The sequence below is a fragment of the Clostridium sp. 19966 genome, assembly GCF_032335695.1.
Classification (GTDB): domain Bacteria; phylum Bacillota; class Clostridia; order Clostridiales; family Clostridiaceae; genus JACTOJ01.
Genome location: NZ_JACTOJ010000010.1, coordinates 105,923 through 127,959, shown reverse-complemented (window position 1 = coordinate 127,959; position 22,037 = coordinate 105,923). Strand labels below are relative to the sequence as shown.

At 32.3% G+C, this 22,037-nt stretch carries 23 protein-coding genes; 7 read left to right on the top strand and 16 right to left on the bottom strand.

Annotated features, from left to right (window positions below; genetic code table 11):
* Positions 1–69: 69 nt before the first annotated feature.
* The 9 genes from IAI10_RS12290 to nifH all read right to left on the bottom strand — a co-directional run bounded on the left by IAI10_RS12290 (position 70) and on the right by nifH (position 10,417).
* Complete coding sequence (locus tag IAI10_RS12290; protein WP_315673566.1) at positions 70–795, bottom strand: homocitrate synthase; 726 nt, start codon at positions 793–795, stop codon at positions 70–72.
* A 20-nt stretch (positions 796–815) separates the two neighbouring features.
* Entirely contained in the window at positions 816–1,727 is a 912-nt protein-coding gene (locus IAI10_RS12285) for a hypothetical protein (RefSeq protein ID WP_315673565.1), read from the bottom strand.
* A gap of 6 nt (positions 1,728–1,733) precedes the next feature.
* Positions 1,734–4,406 (bottom strand): nitrogenase cofactor biosynthesis protein NifB, encoded by a 2,673-nt coding sequence (gene nifB, locus IAI10_RS12280; protein WP_315673564.1) that lies wholly within the window; start codon positions 4,404–4,406, stop codon positions 1,734–1,736.
* Positions 4,399–5,784: a nitrogenase iron-molybdenum cofactor biosynthesis protein NifE gene (gene nifE / locus IAI10_RS12275; RefSeq protein ID WP_315673563.1), complete on the bottom strand. Its 1,386-nt coding sequence runs from the start codon at positions 5,782–5,784 to the stop codon at positions 4,399–4,401. The genes nifB and nifE overlap by 8 nt, the downstream gene beginning before the upstream one ends.
* Before the next feature lie 67 nt (positions 5,785–5,851).
* Positions 5,852–7,216 carry a nitrogenase molybdenum-iron protein subunit beta gene (gene nifK, locus IAI10_RS12270; protein ID WP_315673562.1) on the bottom strand — a complete coding sequence of 455 codons (1,365 nt, stop codon included), beginning with the start codon at positions 7,214–7,216 and terminating at the stop codon, positions 5,852–5,854.
* Positions 7,210–8,817 (bottom strand): nitrogenase molybdenum-iron protein alpha chain, encoded by a 1,608-nt coding sequence (gene nifD, locus IAI10_RS12265; RefSeq protein WP_315673561.1) that lies wholly within the window; start codon positions 8,815–8,817, stop codon positions 7,210–7,212. Before nifD ends, nifK begins: the two co-directional genes overlap by 7 nt.
* 22 nt (positions 8,818–8,839) lie before the next feature.
* Positions 8,840–9,223 (bottom strand): P-II family nitrogen regulator, encoded by a 384-nt coding sequence (locus IAI10_RS12260; protein WP_315673560.1) that lies wholly within the window; start codon positions 9,221–9,223, stop codon positions 8,840–8,842.
* Positions 9,224–9,236: 13 nt separating this feature from the next.
* Positions 9,237–9,563 (bottom strand): P-II family nitrogen regulator, encoded by a 327-nt coding sequence (locus IAI10_RS12255; RefSeq protein ID WP_315673559.1) that lies wholly within the window; start codon positions 9,561–9,563, stop codon positions 9,237–9,239.
* A gap of 32 nt (positions 9,564–9,595) precedes the next feature.
* Complete coding sequence (nifH, locus tag IAI10_RS12250; protein ID WP_315673558.1) at positions 9,596–10,417, bottom strand: nitrogenase iron protein; 822 nt, start codon at positions 10,415–10,417, stop codon at positions 9,596–9,598.
* A gap of 521 nt (positions 10,418–10,938) precedes the next feature.
* Here nifH and modA point away from each other — a divergent pair.
* Genes modA through IAI10_RS12235 form a run of 3 tightly spaced genes read left to right on the top strand, consistent with a single transcriptional unit; the run spans position 10,939 to position 13,560 of the window.
* Positions 10,939–11,760, top strand: coding sequence for a molybdate ABC transporter substrate-binding protein (modA, locus tag IAI10_RS12245; protein WP_315673557.1), 822 nt, complete (start codon positions 10,939–10,941; stop codon positions 11,758–11,760).
* A gap of 37 nt (positions 11,761–11,797) precedes the next feature.
* Entirely contained in the window at positions 11,798–12,484 is a 687-nt protein-coding gene (gene modB / locus IAI10_RS12240; RefSeq protein WP_315673556.1) for a molybdate ABC transporter permease subunit, read from the top strand.
* The gene (locus tag IAI10_RS12235) at positions 12,484–13,560 is read left to right on the top strand and encodes a sulfate/molybdate ABC transporter ATP-binding protein (RefSeq protein WP_315673555.1); all 1,077 of its coding nucleotides are present in this window, start codon (positions 12,484–12,486) and stop codon (positions 13,558–13,560) included. The genes modB and IAI10_RS12235 overlap by 1 nt, the downstream gene beginning before the upstream one ends.
* Positions 13,561–13,587: 27 nt before the next feature.
* Here the strand turns inward: IAI10_RS12235 and IAI10_RS12230 are convergent, their stop codons facing one another.
* The 3 genes from IAI10_RS12230 to IAI10_RS12220 form a co-directional block, all read right to left on the bottom strand.
* The gene (locus IAI10_RS12230; RefSeq protein ID WP_315673554.1) at positions 13,588–13,896 is read right to left on the bottom strand and encodes a 2Fe-2S ferredoxin; all 309 of its coding nucleotides are present in this window, start codon (positions 13,894–13,896) and stop codon (positions 13,588–13,590) included.
* Between the two features lie 136 nt (positions 13,897–14,032).
* Complete coding sequence (locus IAI10_RS12225) at positions 14,033–14,374, bottom strand: hypothetical protein (protein ID WP_315673553.1); 342 nt, start codon at positions 14,372–14,374, stop codon at positions 14,033–14,035.
* A gap of 77 nt (positions 14,375–14,451) precedes the next feature.
* Positions 14,452–15,408, bottom strand: coding sequence for a glycoside hydrolase family 113 (locus IAI10_RS12220; RefSeq protein ID WP_315673552.1), 957 nt, complete (start codon positions 15,406–15,408; stop codon positions 14,452–14,454).
* 188 nt (positions 15,409–15,596) lie between these two features.
* Here IAI10_RS12220 and IAI10_RS12215 point away from each other — a divergent pair, with 188 nt between their 5' ends.
* Genes IAI10_RS12215 through IAI10_RS12205 form a run of 3 tightly spaced genes read left to right on the top strand, consistent with a single transcriptional unit; the run spans position 15,597 to position 16,854 of the window.
* The gene (locus IAI10_RS12215; protein WP_315673551.1) at positions 15,597–16,493 is read left to right on the top strand and encodes an AraC family transcriptional regulator; all 897 of its coding nucleotides are present in this window, start codon (positions 15,597–15,599) and stop codon (positions 16,491–16,493) included.
* Positions 16,494–16,553: 60 nt separating this feature from the next.
* Complete coding sequence (locus IAI10_RS12210) at positions 16,554–16,709, top strand: hypothetical protein (RefSeq protein WP_315673550.1); 156 nt, start codon at positions 16,554–16,556, stop codon at positions 16,707–16,709.
* Between the two features lie 10 nt (positions 16,710–16,719).
* Positions 16,720–16,854 (top strand): hypothetical protein, encoded by a 135-nt coding sequence (locus tag IAI10_RS12205; RefSeq protein WP_315673549.1) that lies wholly within the window; start codon positions 16,720–16,722, stop codon positions 16,852–16,854.
* A 105-nt stretch (positions 16,855–16,959) separates the two neighbouring features.
* Here the strand turns inward: IAI10_RS12205 and IAI10_RS12200 are convergent, their stop codons facing one another.
* The 4 genes from IAI10_RS12200 to IAI10_RS12185 form a co-directional block, all read right to left on the bottom strand.
* Positions 16,960–17,487 (bottom strand): 2'-5' RNA ligase family protein, encoded by a 528-nt coding sequence (locus tag IAI10_RS12200; protein ID WP_315673548.1) that lies wholly within the window; start codon positions 17,485–17,487, stop codon positions 16,960–16,962.
* Positions 17,488–17,649: 162 nt separating this feature from the next.
* Positions 17,650–18,765, bottom strand: a complete 1,116-nt coding sequence (locus IAI10_RS12195) for a ribose-phosphate pyrophosphokinase (protein ID WP_315673547.1) — start codon at positions 18,763–18,765, stop codon at positions 17,650–17,652.
* A gap of 211 nt (positions 18,766–18,976) precedes the next feature.
* On the bottom strand, positions 18,977–19,870 hold the full coding sequence (locus tag IAI10_RS12190; protein ID WP_315673546.1) for a diacylglycerol kinase family lipid kinase: 894 nt from the start codon (positions 19,868–19,870) through the stop codon (positions 18,977–18,979).
* 149 nt (positions 19,871–20,019) lie between these two features.
* On the bottom strand, positions 20,020–20,982 hold the full coding sequence (locus IAI10_RS12185; protein WP_315673545.1) for a YafY family protein: 963 nt from the start codon (positions 20,980–20,982) through the stop codon (positions 20,020–20,022).
* 117 nt (positions 20,983–21,099) lie between these two features.
* Here IAI10_RS12185 and IAI10_RS12180 point away from each other — a divergent pair, with 117 nt between their 5' ends.
* Positions 21,100–22,035 carry a Gfo/Idh/MocA family oxidoreductase gene (locus IAI10_RS12180; protein ID WP_315673544.1) on the top strand — a complete coding sequence of 312 codons (936 nt, stop codon included), beginning with the start codon at positions 21,100–21,102 and terminating at the stop codon, positions 22,033–22,035.
* Positions 22,036–22,037: the final 2 nt, after the last annotated feature.

Genomic DNA, 22,037 nt, shown 5'->3' with positions numbered 1-22,037 from the left:
TAAAGATTTTATCCTTTGTTTATACAACCATATTGTTTATAAAGGATTGTATAAATTATATAATAAGTGCTATACCAAATCCATATTTAATATCAATTTGTTGTAATCGCAATTTCCAGACCTTTCTCCTATTCCGTTTAAAGTACAATCTACATATTTTGCTCCCGCAGCTATTGAAGCCAAAGTATTAGCCTCAGCCATTCCAAAATCATTATGTCCATGAAATTCTAGATCTATATTTGTACCTTCTGTTAATCCTTTTATGATTTCATAGGTTTTTTTAGGAGTCAATATCCCTACGGTATCTGCATATCTTATTTGTCTTACTTTCATAGAATTCGCAAGATCACATAGGCTGATTAAAAAGTTTTCTTCAGCCCTAGAGGCATCTTCAAGTCCTATAGAAACCTGAAAGTTTCTTTCAAGACAATAAAATATGCACTCTTTTAACTTATCCAATACCCAATTTTCATCTCTTTTAAGCTTCTTACTTATTTGTATCCTTGAGGCTGGTGCCGAAATATGAATTATATCTACTCCACACTCCATAGATTCTTTTATGTCTCCTACACTTAATCTATTCCATGCAGACACTTTACAGTTTAATCCAAGCTGACAAATCTGCCATACACTTTCTTTCTCTTCTCCTTTCATAGCAGGAACTCCAGCTTCTATTTGATATACTCCTAAGCTATCAATATATTTAGCTAAATTTAGCTTCTGATTCATATTAAAAGAAAGGCCGGGTCTTTGCTCTCCGTCCCTCAAGGTAGTATCTACTATTTTGTATGACATTTTCACACCGCCCTTCATGCTTATACATTTGATAATACTAATTTAATTAGCATATTGTCATCTATACGCATACCATTCATACTTTTTTCCTTAATTTTATCCATTAATGATGCTATTTCATAATCATTACATTCTATATGAAGATTTCTTAACTTTTCCTTCAGCATGGATTTCCCTGAATGTTTACCTATTACAAACTCTCGCTTCTGCCCTACCAGTTCTGGAGGATAAGGTTCATAGGTACTAGACTTTTTCAATATGCCATCACCATGTATTCCCGATTCGCATTTAAATATATCTCTTCCTAAAATAGGCTTTTGAGAAGGGACTTCCCTTCCCGTCACCCATTCAAATACTTCTATAAATTTAGGAATATTCACCATGTTAAATTTTTTATTAATTCCATATAGTAAATTTAATGCCATTACAACTTCCTCCAGGGCTGCTCCCCCTCCATTATCACCATATCCAGCAAAGGAAGTGATGACATATTCTATCCCAGCTGCAGCAGCTTCTACAGCTGTGGAGGAGGCCATTCCACTTCTATTGCTCGGACATATACAAACTGGAACAGAAATATACTTTTTAAGTAAGCCTACGTATTTTTCCCATTGCCAAGGAGCACAGCTAGATAATCCTGCTATATTTACTTTTTCTGTTTTTTCAAATTTTCTTACTTTCTCTAAAGATTCATTATTTATCTCATCACTATAAATTGTTATAAATTCCTCTGTTAAATCTATAGTGCTGAACTTTTTCCATGACATGCAAATTTTATCTTTAATTTTAGCATTTACAGCTATAAAATCTGCTCCCATATCTATCAAACATTCAGCCATCCATAGAAATTCATCATTAGGAATATTTAAATCAGCATTAGAAAGTTCCAATAAAGTTCTATCTATAATAGCCGTATTATGCACTTTATTCATACCTCCTTAAGCCTTATAGGACATAACCTTTTGAACTGCAGAGCTAATGGTATCATACATCTGATAAACTTTTATTCCTTTATCCTCTAATTTTTTTCTAGGTGCATCCCCTATTCTCATAGCTATTAAGGCTGTACAGTCTCCTAACATTTCTATAACTTTTTCCATAACCTTTTCTTTATCATCACATTCTTCTTTTCCAGTACAATATTTTTCTACGCTGCGTTTTTCAAGGAATTTTATTCCTTCTCTGCCGCTTACATAAATATATACTTCCTCAGCATGTCCAAAATGTTGATCTATATTAAGACCACTTTTAGATACTATTGCAATTTTCACCAAATCTTCTTCAATATTTTTCTTGTTGTCTATTGCAATTCCTTCACTTTTATCGCATTTAATTCTAAACTCTATAGATCTGTCTTCTGAAAGAGTTCCTATAGCATCTGCTCTGCACTGCCTGCAGTGATACATCTGCTTTACATCCACTTCACAGCTCTTTCTCATATCATTAAGTTCTTTTTGCGTAACTAAAGGCATATTTTCAAATACGCTTCCTGAAGCAGGTATCATTTGCATTATATTGTTAATATATATACCATATTTTTTTAGTTCCTTTACCAGCTCTGGTATCTTTTCATCATTTATACCTTTAACCATCACCGTATTAACCTTACATATTATTCCGTGAGAAGTTAAGTATTTAAGACCTGAAAGCTGATTATTTATTAGTATTTCAGCACCTTCTCTTCCTGTGTACCTTTGTCCTAGATAATTAATTTCTCTATATACTTTTCCTACTATCTCTGGCTCTAAGGAATTTATTGTTACAGTTACATGTGTTACACCTAATTTAATAATTTCATTAGCATAAAAAGGAAGCATCAATCCGTTAGTTGATAAACAAAAAGTAATATCAGGATCGGCTTGTCTTATAAGCTTCAAAGTTTTACTGGTTGCTTCAAAATTTGCTAAGGCATCTCCAGGTCCGGCTATGCCTACTACCTTCAAATTAGGAACTTTCTCTTTAACAATTTTAAATTTCTCAAGAGCTTCTTCTGGAGATAATATTTCGCTGGTTACACCTGGTCTGCTCTCATTTGGACAATCATATTTTCTATTGCAATAATTACAGCTTACATTACATTTGGGGGCTACTGGCAAATGCATTCTTGCCATGTTAGAAGCACAGCCATTATAACAGGGATGCTCTAAAGTTTTTTTCTTTATGGTTTCATTATCAAAAAAACTATTTTCTTCCATATGCTTTTCCTCCTGCACATAATATTTATTGTACATTTCTTCTCTATAAGTTCTTTCCGTATATGCTAATACACCATTGGAAGTTTCATCAATGAACTCAATAGTGCCATTATATCCCGTTATTCTCTTTCTTTGCCCACCTAACCTATCATGAATAGGAAAGCCTTCTCTGACTAAAAAAACGCCCTGTTTTTCTTCTATTCTTCTTCCATCTGAATTACCTATAAGCATGTTTGCCTTAAGGCTTACTGCTAACTTTTCAATGGTATCAAAATCTGTATCATCAATAAGCAGAGGTTTATCCTGATTTTTTATAAGCTCCATATTATTTATGGGATCATCTTTTATAGTAAAAAATTTGTCTTCTTTTTTTATTTCAATAATCTGTCCGCTGGCTACAACCAATGGCTTCATTCCATTCTCTAAAGCCACATCTGTTAGCGCACTGCAATAATGAGGTTCACCGTATATAATAGCCCTTACTTCAGCATTATACTTATGTGCATCTACCATGGCATCTAGTAAGCGTCCTCTTTCCTTTAAATACTTTTCTGGAATTTTAATTTCTGTCAGCATAGAAAGTATCTCTAGAAATTTATCACAATTTTTTATGCCTGTAGGAATACTTATCTGATAGAGAGGAATTTCATACTTTTCTTTTAAAAATACACCAGGTGATATATTATCCGAGAGAGGATTTGAAATTTCTATAGTTGCTTTTGAATTTTTCATTTCTGCAATAAGGTCAAGTTTTGTTCCCCCCTCAGGTATGCGGGAATACTCTTTTACAAAGGGACCGTCCAAGGTTTCTGATATATCCGGTATAAGAATATAGTCATTTGTAAAAGCCTCTATAATCTCTTTTATATTTCTTACATCTCCAGGACTTAAAGGAGGTAATATAACATTTATTTTATTGTTTAAACTTGATACATTTTTATTAGAATCTGTAGTAACTTTTGCTACTATAGCTCTTAAGGCAGTGAAATATCCTTCATATTGTGTTCCGCCATATCCTGGAGTGGGAGATGCCACAATTTCAATATTATTAATCCAAGGCTCCTCTTTCTTAAGCTCTTCTATTATTCGTTTTGTATCTTCCCCTATAGTTTCTGCTAAGCATGTAGTTAAAACGCCTATAACCTTTGGAGAATATAGTTTGGCCATATTCATAATTCCCTTTTTAAGATTATCTGCGCCGCCATAAACCGTTCCCTGTTCATTTAGAGATGAGGATGCGATATCCACAGGTTCATTATAATGAGCAGCCATATGTCTTCTAATATAAGTGCTGCACCCTTGGGAACCGTGAAGTATAACCATGGAACTCTCAATTCCTTTAAATGCCAATACACCTCCTAAAGGCATACACATTTTGCATGGATTCACATTAAGATTAACGTAACTTCTACTCATATAATTCACCTCTCTCCTTCTTAATAATATTCCAAACATTGCTATTGACACTTAAATCTACTTCTTTAGCAAAATTAATAGCTCCAATAAAGCCGCAAAGCGGATGTTTTCTTTCATGATTATGATCACAAAATGCTACTGCCAATTTATAAGCAAGAGGTCTCTCTTTTACTCCTCCCACTAGTATATCTGCCTTAGTTTTCTTCATAAACTTTTCAAGTTCATAAGGGTTGGTATCATCTAAAATTATAGTTCCTTCCACAGTTATGTTTCTTATTACATCATAATCTTCTTTTTTGCCAGTTTGAGTTCCTACCAGCACTGTTTCCATTCCTAAATCTCTGAACTGTTTTATTAGGGATATAGCCTTAAAGCCTCCTCCTACGTATATTGCAGCTTTTTTTCCTTTAAGTCTTTTTCTGTAATAGTTTAATTCCTCATTGATAACTTCCTCATTTTTTTTAACTAATTCTTTAGCTTTCTTCATTATTTCTTCATCCTGAAAAAAATTAGCTATGGCAAAAAGTGATTCTCTGGTATCCTCCAAACCAAAAAAGCTTGTTTTTAAAAAAGGTATGTTATAATTTGCTTCCATCTTCTTAGCTAGATAAGTCATAGATCCTGCACATTGAACTATATTCAAAGAAGCTTCCGGAGCCTTTATTAAATCTTCATATTTTGCATCACCAGTTATGGTTGCAGTAACATCTACACCAATAGCTTTTAAATAATTTTTTATTATCCATACCTCTCCTGATAAATTAAAATCACCTAAATAATTCACTGTAATCCCCTTGCTTTGATTAGAAACCTCCAAATTTTCCTTTTTATCTCCCATCAAATTAATAAGTGCATTACACGCTGCTTTATATCCCATTGACTTATGTCCTGCAAACCCAGGAGATTTTACTGGTATAACTCTGATTCCAAATTTTTTTTCAGCCTGTCTACAAACTTCATCTACATCATCACCTATTACTCCTACTATGCAGGTGCAGTAAATAAATATAATTGGTGGTTTAAATTTTTCTGCAATTTCAGCTATAGCTTTGGTTAACTTCTTTTCTCCTCCGAAGATTACATCCGTTTCTCTTAAATCCGTAGAAAAACTATTTCTATATATCTCTTCTCCTGAGCTAAGACTTCCTCTTATATCCCAAGTGTAGCTGGCACAACCTATGGGACCGTGAACTATATGATAGGCATCAGTTATGGGATTTAGCACGACTCTAGCTCCACAGTATACACATGCTCTTTGACTTACAGTACCAGACACACTTTCCTTATCACATTCAAAATTATCTTTTTTATTTTTATGATTACAAAATATAGACTTTTCCCTCTCTTCAATCAAAACATCTATATCACTAATTGCCATACTCTTCACTCCCATCACAATTTAATACTTAAGGGATTCACTAAAAAGTGAAATCCCTTAATAATTTTTAATATACTAATTCAAAATCTTCATCTGGAGTGTCTCTTTCTTTTCTTTCCAATATTGCATTAATAAACATCTCAACTATCCTTATACCGCCTTTATAGCCTGTAAAAGGGAAATACTGATGAGCGTACCTGTCCATTATAGGAAATCCAAATCTTATTAGAGGAATATCCTCGGCTTTAGCAATATGCTTTAGATGAGAATTGCCTACTAATAAATCAACCTTTTCATTTTTTAACCATTGATGAAGCTCAAAGGTATCGGTTGGATTTTTAACAATGCAATCTTTAATATCAGCTTTTATAAGCATATCTTTTATAGTAGTTGTAAATGCCTCTCCAGGAGTTCCTGTTATTACATACTTAGGATGCATTCCAAGACTTAGAGTAAATTCTACTAAGCTTATAACAGTATCCGGGTCACCAGCGATTGCCACAGTAGTACCATACAGATATTGATGGCAGTCCAACATTAAATCAACTAATTGTCCTCTTTCTTCTTCAATTTCGTAGGGAACTTCTTTCCCGGTTATTTCTACCAGCTTGTTCATAAATCTATCAGTGGCTTCTATTCCTATAGGAATATTCAGTCCCTCATATGGAACTTTGCACTTTTTCTCAAGCTGTATTGCAGCTGCCTCTGATGAAAAGCTGCCTAGAGCTAAAGTGCACTTAGAATTTCCTGTATCCTTAATATCCTCTACTTTAGTTCCTCCAGCTGGATACATATCATGACTTCCGGTCATAGGTGTATCCACTACTCCGCTAGTATCTGGTAGCATAATAAAAGGTATATTCATTAAATTCATTAACTTTTTTATTTCTCGCATATCTCCAGGGCTTACGAAACCTGGTATAACATTTAATTTTCCATTTGCAGTGCCAGTATTTTTAGAAAGATAGTTTACCATTCCTTTCACCATGTTAGAAAAACCTGTAATATGAGATCCTACATAACTAGGAGTATTTGCATGAATCACATACTTTCCTTCAGGTATTTCGCATTGAGAAATATATGTTGGAAGATCATCTCCTATAGTTTCAGAAAGGCAGGTGGTGTGAACCGCTATTATTTCAGGATCATATATAGTAAATATATTTTTAACCGCAGTTTTTAAATTTGATCCTCCTCCAAATACAGAAGCACCTTCAGTAAATGAACTTGTAGATGCCATTATAGGTTCTTTAAAATGTCTTGTAAGCTGCATTCTATGAAAAGAGCAGCAGCCTTGTGAGCCATGGCTATGAGGAAGACAACCGTGTATTCCTAAAGCTGCATACATAGCACCTATAGGCTGACAAGTTTTTGCTGGATTTATAACCAGAGCTTTTCTTTCATAGTGTTCTTTTGGTGTCATATCTAACATTGTACCGCCTCCTCTTCTACTGTTCCTTCAACTAAGGCCATTTTCTTCCAGGGAGGAGTTACATATTTCCAAGCTGGCGTAAATACTCCTGCCTCTACATCTCTTGCGAAATTTAAAGCTCCTTTAAATCCTGCATAAGGTCCTGAATAATCATAAGAATGAAGCTGCTTTGCCATAACGCCCATCTTTTGCACCACATATTTGTCTTTTACTCCTGAAAAGAACATATCTGGTTTTAATATTTTTAGAAAAGTTTCAGTTTCATAATGATTTAAATCGTCAATAATAACTGCATTTTTCTTTGATTCCTTTATCATTCCAGCATAGTAACCTAGAGGAATTTCCTTCTTCAATTTCTCATATTTTTCAGGGGAAAGTATTATTCTATAATTTTTTTCATCTTTCTCTACCTTTAATTCCTCTATATTTTTGCTGTCTGCATCAGGCCTTATAGTTGGTATGATCTCTCTTCCTTCGTAATCATCTCTATGTCCGAATTCATATCCTGAGAGCACAGTTTCAACTCCGAAGCTTCTAAGAAGGTTCTGATAATGATGAGATCTTGACCCACCTACAAATAAGAAAGCGGTTCTTCCTTTTAGTTTTTCATAATAATATTGAAGTTCGCCTTCCATAGCTGATACTTCTTCAGCTATAACTTTTTCCGTTTTAGCTATAAGTTCCTCGTCTCCAAAAAACTTAGCCATGTTTCTTAAGGTTTCAATCATAGCATCTATCCCAATAAAATTAACCTTAAGCCAAGGAGTTCCATACTTGGTTTCAAGCATTTCTGCAATATAATTTATGGATCTGTGGCATTGTACCAAATTTAAATCTGCCTTATGAGCATTTTTTATGTGATCTAGGGAACCATCACCTGTTAGAGTTGCTATTACGTTGTATCCAATTTTGTTTAATACTCGTTCAACTTCCCATGCATCTCCACCTATGTTGTACTCTCCAAGTATGTTTATATTCCATTTTTTATCACTATAATCCCCTGTTCCTTTACCTATAACATTCTTAATAAAATTATTGTTAGCAATATGGTGGCCTGCAGATTGACTTACCCCTTTATAACCTTCGCAGTTAAAAGCTAGTACTTGTATTCCATAAAGCTTTTCTGATTCTGCAGCAATAGCATTTATATCGTCTCCTATAAGTCCAACTGGGCAAGTAGCACTTATTGATATTGCCTTAGGATGAAATATTTCTACTGCTTCTTTTATTGCTTCTCTTAGTCTCGCTAATCCACCAAACACTATATCTTTTTCTTGCATATCAGTTGAAAAAACATAGTTAATAAAATTATCTCCGCCTTCTTCTGATTTCGCCTTATTTCTTCTCACATTCCATGTATAATATGAACAACCTATTGGTCCATGAACTATATGAACCATATCTTTTATAGGTCCCACAACAACGCCTTTGCACCCAGCATAGCAGCATCCTCTGTTTGTTATAATTCCAGGAATAGTTCTTACGTTTGCTTCTATTTCTGGTATCATATCATCAGAATCTTTAATAACTATGTGCTTTTTTCTTGCTTTAAAGGTCTTCGCTGGATATTTTTCTAATACCTTATCAACCACACTTTTCAATCATCTCACCTCTTTCAAATTTTTATAGAGCTTCTTCGTTCTTTTCACCAGTCCTTATCCTCACAGCCTCAGGAATATTGCACACAAATATTTTTCCATCTCCAGGATTTCCTGTTATATTAGTGTCAATTATAGTTTTAATAGCTTTATCTTTCTCAGCATCATTTACTATAACTGTTATCATTCTTCTAGGCGACAATCGATAATTTTCAATGATTTCACCAGCAAACTTTCCGTAATTGATTTCTTCTAAATTCTTAATGTCCTCTATGAAAGATAAATCTACCTTCTTTTTTCCTCTTCCAACTACTTTGCTGCAATGCAGAGCATAAATGCCTTGGTTTAAAAGAGCTTCTTTAGTTTTATTTATCATGTTAATTCGGATTATGGCAATTATTTCTTTCATGATAAAAATCCTCCTATAATCCTTTAGTGTTTGAACTTATGGTGTAAGCTTCTTCTACTTCTGATATAAATATCTTTCCATCTCCAAATGCTCCATTTTCACCTGTTTTAGCATTTTTCATTATGATATTTATAACATCATCTTTATTTGAATCATTAACAACTAGCATCAGCATATCCTTAGGAATTTCATCATAAAATATATTTCCAACTTTAACTCCTCTTTGCTTGCCTCGTCCAACAACCTCTATTTTAGTTACAGCTGGGAATCCTCCATCAGACAATTCCAATAATATTTGAGCAGTTTTTTCAGGTCTAACTATAGCTCTGATCATTAACATAAATTCGCCCTCCCAAAATATTAATTAAATTTTTAAGCATCCATTAATCCATATTCCATTAGTATGGCCTCAAGCCTGTCCTGAGACATCGGTTTAGGAATAACAAACATATCATTATCATCTATAGCTTTAGCTAAAGTTCTATATTCATCTGCCTGAGCTGCGGTTTCATCGAATTCAATAACTGTCTGTTTGTGTATTTCAGCTCTTTGAACCATATTATCACGAGGGACAAAATGAATAAGCTGACTTCCTAGTTCTTTAGCAAAAGCTTGCAAAAGATCATATTCACGGTCAACTTTTCTGCTGTTGCAAATTATTCCTCCAAGTCTAACGCCGCCGGAATTAGCAAATTTTAATATACCCTTTGATATATTGTTAGCTGCATACATAGCCATCATCTCTCCGCTAGCTACTATATATATCTCCTGGGCTTTTCCTTCTCTTATTGGCATTGCAAATCCACCGCAAACAACGTCGCCTAATACATCGTAAAAAACATAATCCAAATCATTTTCATATGCTCCCAAATTTTCAAGCATATTTATAGACGTTATTATTCCTCTTCCAGCACAACCAACTCCTGGTTCAGGTCCACCAGATTCAACGCACTTAATACCACCAAAGCCCGTCTTCAGGATAGCATCAAGCTCAACGTCTTCTCCTTCTTCTCTCAAAGTATCCAAAACAGTTTTTTGAGCAAGCCCTCCTAACAATAATCTAGTAGAATCCGCTTTAGGATCACAACCTACCACCATTATTTTCTTACCCATAGTTGACAATCCTGCTGTCAAGTTTTGGGTAGTAGTAGATTTACCTATACCACCCTTTCCATAAATAGCTACTTGTCTCATTTACAAATCCTCCTTTTATGTTTATTTGTGCCTTGACTTATAATTAGAATTTCAAGGTTATACTAATTATTATTTATTTTATTGAATTTTTGCAATTTTCATTTTAATTTACTTTTATCTTATTTATCGCTTTTCTGTTATCGATTCCAAATTAATATTTTGTTAATTTTATTCACTTTTTAATGCACTTTTTTAATAATTTTCATTCATAAGTTAATTATTTAATATTTATTGATGCTGTAGATTAGCAAAGTGTCAATTTTTTAGCAAATATTTTTATATTCTTTTCATGTTATTAAATATGAACTTTTATAAAATCGTTTTCTGAAGTTTTTTTAATAATATTTCATTATATTTTTTGCAATTTTGAAAATTTTGAAAATTTTAATATTAAAATTTTCATACATAAGGTCAATTCTCTTATACTAAACAACATATTATTAAATTGTTTATTTCCATGTACATAATAATTTTTACTTATATATCTTCTATATTAATTAAATTTTAAAAGGGGGATCATTATGAACTTGTCAAAAAAAATCATATCCGCGTTATTAGCAGTTGGTGTATCTTTATCAGTAGCCGCTTGTTCATCTTCTAGTACTGATAAGCAGCTGAAGGCTGATGAAAAAAAGCAAGAAGCTCCAGTCACACTTAACATCTCTGCTGCAGCAAGCTTAAAAGTTTCATTAGACAAAATCAAAGAGTCTTATAAAAATGTAAAATCCAATGTTACCTTAGTCTTTAACTATGGAGCTTCTGGTACTCTACAGCAACAAATTGAGCAAGGAGCAGATGTAGACATTTTTATGTCCGCAGCCACGAAGCAGATGGATGCTTTATCTAGCAAAAATTTATTGCTTGAGGATACCAAGTCCAATTTATTAGAAAATGATGTTGTTCTTGTCATTCCTAAAGATAGTTCTAATTCAATTTCTGATTTTAAATCTCTTACTGATAATTCAATCAAAAAGGTGGCTATTGGCGAACCTTCAAGTGTTCCAGCAGGACAATATGGTGAGGAAGTCCTTACCAAGCTTGGAATATTAGATAAAGTTAAAGCAAAAGCCGTATACGCAAAGGATGTTACCACAGTGCTAAATTGGGTTGAGACTGGAAATGCTGACGCCGGTATAGTTTATAAAACCGATGCTCTTTCCTCATCAAAAGTAAAGATAGCCGCAACAGCTCCTTCAGATAGCCACAAAGCAGTAGTCTACCCTGTGGCTGTAATAAAAGCCAGTAAAAAAGCTGATGCAGCCAAAGAATTTTTAAAATACTTATCTTCTTCAGATTCTAAAACTATATTCGAAAATGCAGGCTTTAAAATGAGCTCAAATTAATTTATATTAAGACATATTATACTAAGGGGGTAATATCTTGAATTTTGATTACTCGCCATTATGGATATCCATTAAGACCTCTGTATGTGCTACAATAATAACCTTTATTATCGGAATACTAGCTGCAAAATTTTTATCAAATAAATTTAATAAATTCGCTTCCATTTTGGATGCTTTATTCACAATTCCTATGGTACTTCCCCCTACAGTTGCAGGCTTTATATTATTAATCATCTTTGGTAAAAACGGACCTTTAGGCAAGATACTCTTTTCATTAGGCATTCAAGTTGTATTTTCATGGTCAGCTACAGTAATTGCAGCTGTTGTAGTGTCATTTCCTATAATGTATAAAACAGCTAAGGCAGCCTTTGAACAGATTGATAGCAATGTTATAAATGTAGCCCGAACTCTTGGGGTTACCGAAGCTCGAATATTTAGGACTATAATTATGCCTTTAACCTTACCAGGTATATTAGCTGGTACCATTCTGTCTTTTGCACGGGCTCTTGGCGAATTTGGAGCGACTCTAATGTTAGCAGGAAGCATTCCTGGAAAGACAAGTACTATACCCATAGCTATTTATTTTGCTGTAGAAGGTGGAGATATAAAAACAGCAATCTATTGGGTAGCTATCCTGTTGGTTATATCTTTAATAGTGATTATTTCATCCAATTACTGGTCAAATCATGAAAGAAAATTCACAACTTTTGGAGGAAAAATTTAATGAAATTACTTATAGATATAAAAAAATCTTTGCCAGGATTTGAACTGAATGTTAAATTCAATTCATCCTGCAAAACGTTGGGTATCCTCGGCGCATCCGGTTCTGGAAAAAGCATGACTCTTCGCTGTATAGCTGGTCTAATCACTCCAGATTGCGGCAAAATAGTGTTAAATGACAGAGTACTATTTGATTCATCTAAAAATATCAATTTACCTATTCAGGAAAGAAATATTGGGTTTCTTTTTCAAAATTATGCTCTATTTCCTCATATGAATGTAGAAGATAACATAGCCTATGCATTAAACAAACTTAACAAAGCAAGAAAAGCAGAAATAATAGAGTACTTTCTTGATATAATGCAAATTAAAGCACTTCGAAAGAGATACCCATCCCAATTGTCCGGCGGTCAGCAGCAAAGAGTTGCTATAGCAAGAGCCTTAGCCGTAAATCCAGATGCTTTGCTGTTAGATGAACCTTTTTCAGCATTAGATAATCATTTAAGAAACCTTATGGTCAAAAGCATGGTAGATACCCTATCTAAATTCAAGGGAATAACTTTATTTGTAACTCACAATATGGATGAGGCATATCAGATTTCCGAAGACATTATAGTATTAGAAAAGGGGGAAATGAAAGGCTACGATAGTAAATATAATATTTTTCTGAAGCCTCCTAGTAAAGCTGCAGCTAGAATCACTGGCTGCAAAAATATAAGCGCTGCAAAAAAAGTTGATATGCATACCATAGAAGCTATTGATTGGGGATGCAAAATTATTTTAAATAAACCCATAAATGGTGATTTAAATTATATTGGAATAAGAGCTCATTATATTCATCTTTCAGAAGCCAATAAGGAAAATACCTTCAACGCTTGGCCCACTGAATTAACAGAAACTCCCTTCAGAAAATTTGTATTTCTTAAACTTCATAAGCCGCCAATAGACAGCTCAGATTATAATCTATTGTGGGATATATCTACGGAGGAATGGGATAAAATACAGAAAATGCCCTTGCCGTGGAGTATAACTTTTAATCTTGATAAAATTATACTTATTAATGAAAAAGAGCAGGAATAAATTAAACTCCTGCTCTTAATGTAATCATTAAATTTTTAGTCTTTCCACCACATTACCTTCTTCAATATGCGAATCCATAATCTCTTCTACATCATCTTCAGTTACGGCCCCATACCAAACCCCTTCCGGATATACAACTACAATAGGACCTTTATCACAAACTCCAAAACATCCAGTATTAGTAAGCATTACTTCACTAGATAAATCTCTGTCCTGTATCTCTTCCATAAACTTTGCTACCACCTCAGTGGATGCATTGGATACACAAAATCCCTGTTGCTTTCCATTTAGCCTGCAACTTGTACACACAAAAATATGATGCTTTATCTCTACCATTCTACCATCTCCCCAAAACATTGAATTATAGCACAATGTTAATACAATTCAATGTTTGATAGAGAATTATCAACAAAATATTTTTATTTTTGCTAATTACACATAAAATAAGCAGCTATATTGTTAAAATGGCATTTTATTTATCTCTTATTACCTTCAATAATATTGATTTAGATACCTTAATATCTTTAAAATCAATATTTTTCGGATTTTGAGTTAAAGGGTAATCTTTAATCCACACATTGCCATCTATTAGCTTTAAATCAATTACTGGTACATCTGGATTCTGGTCAGTTACTTCCTCTAAATCCTCATAAGGAGTCAAAACCAATAGTCTCCTACAAGGCTCATCATTCTCGTCATAAATATTATAAAAGCTATTATAATTGCTAAAGCTGCTTACAGAGGTGACTACCTTAACAAATAAATTCAGCTCTTTGGCTATATCTAGTACATTAACAAATTCTTCTTTGCACATAAAAACCTCATTTTCAATTTTTCTAATTTATTATAGAATAATTTTAACACCTATCTTCATGTGTTGGAAGTAATATTTTATTTATACCATTCTTTAATTAATTTTTCTGCCTTTTTCCCATATATTCCAAATCCTCTATCACTTTTTGCTTCTTCTAAAGAATGTAACTTATGGCTCCAATCCCACCAAAAAAATCCTGCAAACCATTCTTCCTTCCAAAATGACTTCATAACAGAACTATAGAACCTAGCTTGTTCCTCTTCATCAAAAGGAAGTCCTTTATGCATAAAATCCCAAGGCATTGTTGAACATTCTTTTGCGCTTCTGCAGCCTATTTCTGCAAAAACTATAGGTTTATTAAATTTCTTATGAACTTTATATAAGTCCAATTTAACCTTTTCCCATTTTTCAATCATCTGCTCTTCATCTTCATTGGAATCTCTTCCCACAGGATAATAAGCGCTTGTTCCTATTAAATCCACCTGGTTAAGCCATTCTATATCATTTTCATCGCCGTGATTTGTATTGTACATAATTTTTCCAGTATACAGCTTTCTTATTTCGGATATGGTAGCTTCCCAATAATCAGTTTTTCTTTCAGTACCTGTCATCTCACAGCCTATACAAAACATTTCACAATTTGTATCTTCAGCTATTTCTGCATAATGAGTGATAAATGCCTCATAGGATTCAAACCATTCTTTCCAGTACTGTTCTCCATCATCTGGAAAATTTATTCTAGCTCTCCATATTCCGTCGCCGGAGTTTATTACTGGTTTTAAACAAACTTTAAACCCCATTTCATGAGCTTTATTGATTAATTCAGTGATCTCTTTGTCACTAACACTCTTAGCATAATCAAAATATATTTTAGTAGAAAAAACTGTTTCCTGATTTATAGGGAAAGCTAATGCCACCCATTCCGATCCAGTCTCCTTTAATTTTATTAAGGAATCAAATGTTTCTTTAGTTGCATATTCTCCCCTTCTAGCCATCCAGCCAAAGGTAAAGCCCTTTATAAATAATTTATCCATTTTAATTACCTCTTCACAATATAATTTGTTTTCGAATTATATTATATATGCACTAAATAAACAAATATATATACAAACACGCCATATTTTTTTATTAAACGGCATAAAAGTTCAATTAAATTATAGAAATATGTATTTCAATAGATTACACTATATGTATACATAAGTTTTATACTGGAGGCAAATATATGAACAATAATAGAAGCTCTCATTTTATGGATCTTAATTTTAAATTGGCCTTTGGAAATATAATCATAAATATTCTTTATATAAATTACGAATCCTCAGTTCCTAACTGGAATTATGGAAATCATTCTCACAGTGGTTACGAGCTTCATTTTATACCTCAAGGATACGGTATTTTAAATATAATGAACAAAAGTTATAAGATTATACCCGGTACTTTATACTTAACAGGACCAGGTGTGTACCATGAACAATATGCAGACTTTGCCAATCCTATGTGCGAATATTGTATAAACTTTGAATTTAATGTGGTAAACACGAAACAAAATAACAATGAGCTCTACCTAAAATCTGAAATTGATTCAATTTTACATATACTAGAAAATACTAATTTTTGGTTTGGCAAAGATATATTTGAAAGTTCAGCTCTATTTGAAAAAGTTATTAATGAATTAGAAACAAAGCGTATAGGCTACTATCTCTTCATACAAAATTTAGTAAGTCAGATTATTTTAAATTCTATAAGATGCTTTGATCAAAACAAAACCTCCGACTACTATATTCCAAGAAAGGTGCCAGATGATCTCAGGCGTTTTGTAATAGATAATTATTTGGAGCACTGCACCTCAGATTCTTCTCTCAAGGAACTTGCTAAAATAATTAATATAAGTGTTCGACAACTTAACAGAATAATGAAATATTACTATTCTATGAGCTTTAAGGAAAAATTAATTGCTAACAGATTGCAGTATGCTTCTAATCTTTTGATTAACACTAATCTCTCTCTTCAATCCATAGCTGAACAATCTGGATTTTCCAGTGTTAGCTACTTTAGTAGAATATTTAAAAAGCATTATAAAATATCTCCAGGTAAGTTTAGATCTTCTAATGCATCTTAGAATATTATTTTTTATTTTTCAGATAATATTTATATATTCTAAGTAAATGAGGTGAAAACTATGGCAAAAGCCGGTATGAGACGTCCTGATCCTAGCGACCCTCACGGTACAGAAAGCAATAAAAAAATGAAACTATCTAAAAATGATGTAGAACCTGTACCAGAGATTCAAGGAAAGGCAAAAACGGGGAAATCAAAAGCAAATATTATTAAGTAGAGGTGGTTTTATGGCAAAGGACAGTCAGCCTGACAACAAAAAAGTGAGAAAAGAAAAAAGCAGAGGTCAAACATCCCTTACTGCTGAGGCGCAAAATCATAATCCAAATTCAAAAAAACATTCAGTAAAAAATAATGATGTTTAAATTTTATTTCTTTTAAATATATTATAAAAGCTCTTTTAGAAGAATATCAGCCTTCTTTAAGAGCTTTTTCCAGTGGAATATTTGATGCATAAATTTAATTGTAATCTAACTAAAATCAAACTTCTTATAAATTTCCCAAGAGTGGTTGTTCCATTTAAGTATAGATATATTAGAAAAATAGGTTTCAAAGCAAGGAGAAAATTCATCTAAATAAATTTTCACTTCACTAAATAAGGGTTCTCTTAACTTTGACAAAATAGTGCAGTGATACACTTTATTCAGCAATTCATTTCTTTTAAATTCTAAATCAGGGATTCTTTTTAGCCTATTAAAATAATTATTATTTAAATTCATAGCTTCCTCAGAAGGATATATAGGTATATAGAGTACTGAATCTCTAAAATTCCCAATGCCTTTAAGCATAATCGGTGCCTTTTTGTTTAATTTAGCATACTCCTCAGTTATTTCAACTATATCGTCAATTCTTTCTCTTTCAAAAGGTGCCTTTATAGTAAAATGAGCCCCTAGTTTCTGTCTTTTCACATCATATTTTTGGCACAGCTCAGCTAATAACTTATTATGAAATTCCAGTATTTTATCTTCCAAAAGACAGACTATAACATATCTATTCAAGCATGCACCTTCTTTCTAATTTTATTGAATACAATTTAACTAAAACCTTGATATCATTACAACTAGTTATATTCTTATCTAGTTATATAGTTTCCTAGTTTTATATATTTCTATACTTCAAAAACAGCATGCCTAAAAATACTTTCAGGCATGCTGTTTTGCTTATTTTCTATCTTTTAAAAGTTCCTGTATAACGTAAGTAGCATCCATAAATTTAGCAATGGATCTATCTTTATTTAATCTATTGATTATTGTTGCAATAAATTCTGACATATCAACTTTTCTAAACCATTCTGCCTTTTCAAGTTCAGGAGATATATAAGTTAAATTTGTAGAATAAACTCTGCTTAATATCCCTTCATTAAAGGCTTTTTCGAATTTAGAAAGTCCTTCAGTAAATAGTGCAAAAGTAGTAGCCACATACACATTTCTAGCTTTTCTCTTCTTCAATTCTTTAGCAATATCTAATACGGATTCACCAGAAGCAATCATGTCATCCACAATTAATACATCTTGGTTTTCTACATCTCTGCCCATATATTCATGTTTAACTATTGGATTTTTACCATTGACTATGGTGGAGTGATCTCTTCTCTTATAGAATAATCCTACATCTACTCCTAATACGCTGGAATAGTAGATAGCTCTATCCATAGCTCCAGTATCAGGACTTATTACTAGCATGTTTTTTGAGCTTAAGTTTTCTATATTTTCTTCTGTAATTATAGTCTTAACAATATCGTAAGTAGGATATAAATTTTCGAATGACAATAATGGAATTGCATTTTGAACATTAGGGTCATGTGCATCGAAAGTTAATATTTCCTGAACTCCTAATCTCTCTAATTCTTGAAGAGCTAAAGCGCAGTCCAGAGACTCTCTTCCTTTTCTTCTGTGCTGTCTTGATTCATAAAGAAGAGGCATAATAACAGTTATTCTTTTTGCTTTTCCTCTTATAGCTGAAACAGTTCTTTTAATATCTTGAAAATGTTCATCTGGGCCCTTATGGTTTTTTATTCCAAACATATTGTAGGTGCAGCTATAATTTCCTACATCACAAAGTATATATATGTCCTTACCTCTAACGGTTTCTGAGAGCTTTACTTTTCCTTCACCATTGGAAAAACGTATTTCATCAGATGTAACTAAAAAAGATTCCTCAGTTTCTCTTTTTCCTTTGATATGCTCATCAATTTTTTGTCCTATTTCTCTACAGCTTTCTAAAACTATTAGTCCCAAATCTCCATTATTATGGGTAAAAATTTGACCGTTACTCATTTTTATCCTCCATGTTCCACTTTATATTAATTTTATGTTAAAAATCTTCCCTAATTAAGTCTAGATAGGTAATCGAATTATGTCAATAGATATTTCTTTATAAATTCCTACAATCTTTTATAAAATCACTAAGGAAACCATTTCAAAGAGTGAGCATTACTGTTCTTATATTAAACTAATTATGCTTTTAATTTAAATTTGACAGTTTATGTTATAAAACATCAAATTTTGGTATTATAATTTTTAGTGCCTTAGGAATCACTTGAATCTTAATATTACTAGCTGAAACTATTTCGCCATCCACATTTACTTTAAATTCACTTCTCCCTTCTATTTCGATTTCCTGCGCTTTATACATTTTAACTTCTTTAACTTGTAAATGCTGAGCCCTAAATAATTTAGGCATCATGCGAAATATTCTTAAAAGTCTTAGATTTTCTATCATGCATATATCCGCAAAACCATCATCGACTTCAGCCTGAGGAGTTATATGTATACCTCCGCCATAAGATTTTCCATTAGAAATCGCTATTAACAATAATTTTTTGTAATCATACTGAGTGCCATCTATATTTAGTTTAACCCAAGTTCCTCTTTTATTTAGCAAAGTTTTAAATACGCTAAGCATATATGCCATACTTCCGCTTATAAATTTATTTTTCTTAAATTTTATAGCATTATACGCCACATCTGCATCTAAGCCCACAGAAGCAATATTTAAAAAGTATTTTTCATTTATCTTTATTAAATCTACCAATTTAGTATCACCGCATATAACTTTAGAAAAAAGATCCTTTAATATATATTTGGGATAAATAGTTCTTACAAAATCATTTCCACTGCCTGTAGGTATTATGGCTAAAGTACTTTTTCCTCCTGCCATTCCATTAACTACTTCATTAAGTGTTCCGTCTCCGCCTACAGAGCAAATTATATATTCCTCATCATGAGAATATTTCCTAGCAATTTCAGTAGCATGTCCACTTTTGTTAGTCACTTCAATTCTATAATCTATTTTATTATCTATGATATGCTTGATATTTTCTATATATTGTAACCCTCTACCTTTACCAGCTTTAGGATTGACTATAAACAAATATTTCACTTTCTCACCGCTTTTTATGTAGTTTGTATTTATATTTTCTACATTAACATATCTTTATACTTTTTAAAAGTAGTAAATATTTTCTCTCCTGGATACAATCAAACCAACTATAAAAACAACCCTTTAAAAATTTTTTATAAGATTCCTTACTAGTTTTTATCATAATATTCCTTAATGCTTTTAAGTTTTAAAGCAGCATAATCTCTTAATTCTGCAGGATTTATTATCTCCCCATAGTATAATATTTCAGCTATATCTTCTATTGCGAACTCATATTTGTACATATTTATGGTGGCAAACACATATTCATCTTTTTCTTCCATATTATAAATCTGATAATTCTTTAATACATAGAGCAAACTTTTTTTTATTTTTATATTAACAGGGTAACTTTCTCTTTCTGAGCATTCCATTATAAACTTTTGCTTATTTTTATTCCAGAAATCTTCAACAAAAAAATCCATTGGTAATACAAAGTCTTCTTCCAAACATCTGCATTTCATTATCCTGTCACATTTAAAGATTCTTAAAGCCTTGCTATTTTCACAGTAAGCTGCCATATACCATTCCTTATCTTTAACTACGATACCATAAGGTCTAATAATTCTATATGATAAATCTCCACTGCTTTTTTTATATGCAATTTTAAGCTTTTTCAGCTTCCAAATTGATTCCATAATTAAATCAATATTATTTAATCCAGTTTTTTCACCCCACCAAGGTGTATCATCTACAAAAAACCTTCTTTTAACAGTGTTTAAATTTTCTTTTGCATCCTTGGATAGATTCTTTTGAAGCCTAATAAGAGCTGAGTTTAGTTTAGAAGCCATATTAGTACCATCATCCGCTTTTATCCCCATACTCCCCAGATATAGATTCACAATATCTTCTGTTTTTAATTGTTTTATCCCAAGACTATAACCTTCTATAAATTCTATTCCTCCATTAGGCCCAGTACTACTTACTATAGGTATCCCAGCTTCACTTAAGGCTTCAATATCCCTATAGACAGTACGAACTGAAGTTTCAAGTTCAAATGCTACATCTCTAGCCTTTACTTTTCCCTTAGATTCGATTAATAGCAATATAAAAATCATTCTATGTAATCTCATTTTATTCACCTTTTTTACTGATTGCTATATTTAAAATAATAATATATTTATGACAACTTATTGTCAACAATAGTTCATTATAATTAAGCTAATCTTAAAATTGAAAGGAGATTATTTATGAAAATAGGAATATTAGGAACTGGATTTGGAGCCTATCATACAAAAATATACAATAATATACCTGAGGTGGAATCCATAACAGTTTATGGGCGTGATATAAAAAAACTTCACAAATTAAAAGAGGATTTAAATGTAAAAATAACTACTAATATTGAAGAAATATTTATGGATGAAAGCATAACTCTGATAGATGTTTGTCTTCCTAGTGCTATTCATTCCCAGTATGCCTTAAAAGCATTAGAATATGGAAAACATGTTTTTTGCGAGACACCCGTATGTTTAAATTTACAGGACGCAGAAAATATAAAAAATGCAGCTGAAAAATATGATAAGAAAGCTTTTGTAGATATGTTTATACGTTTTGAACCAGCCTATGAATACCTCTACAAAATAATTAAAGATAATTCTCTAGGAAAATTAAGAACCCTAAATATAAAGAGGAAAACACCTCCTATATGGGGTGATTTAGGGTTAAATAAAATAATAACAAGTCTAATGCTCCATGAATTTGATTTTATAAGTTGGATTCTTGGAGATACTTCAAAGGTTTCAGCTATAGGTATGAGCGGAAAAGAAGGTCAATCTCATGTAGAAGCTCTATTAAATTACGATGAAGCTTTAGTTGAAATCCAATGTTCCTCCATGATGCCTTACTATCATGCTTTTACTGTAGGATATGAAGCTGCTTTTGATGAAGGGACTCTAGAGTTTGTTGAAAACGGCTATGAAAATAAGAGTGAAAGTTCCTTTCAGCTTTTCACAGATAATAAACATGAAATCTTAGAGCTTGCTAATGAAAATTGCTATGAAAAAGCGCTCAATCATGTTATTAAATGCTGCGTCAGTAACACTGAAAGCAGGCTTGATATAAAAGATTCAATTATCTCATTAGAAATTGCTTTGCATGCAAACAGACTCATAAATAACAGATAGCT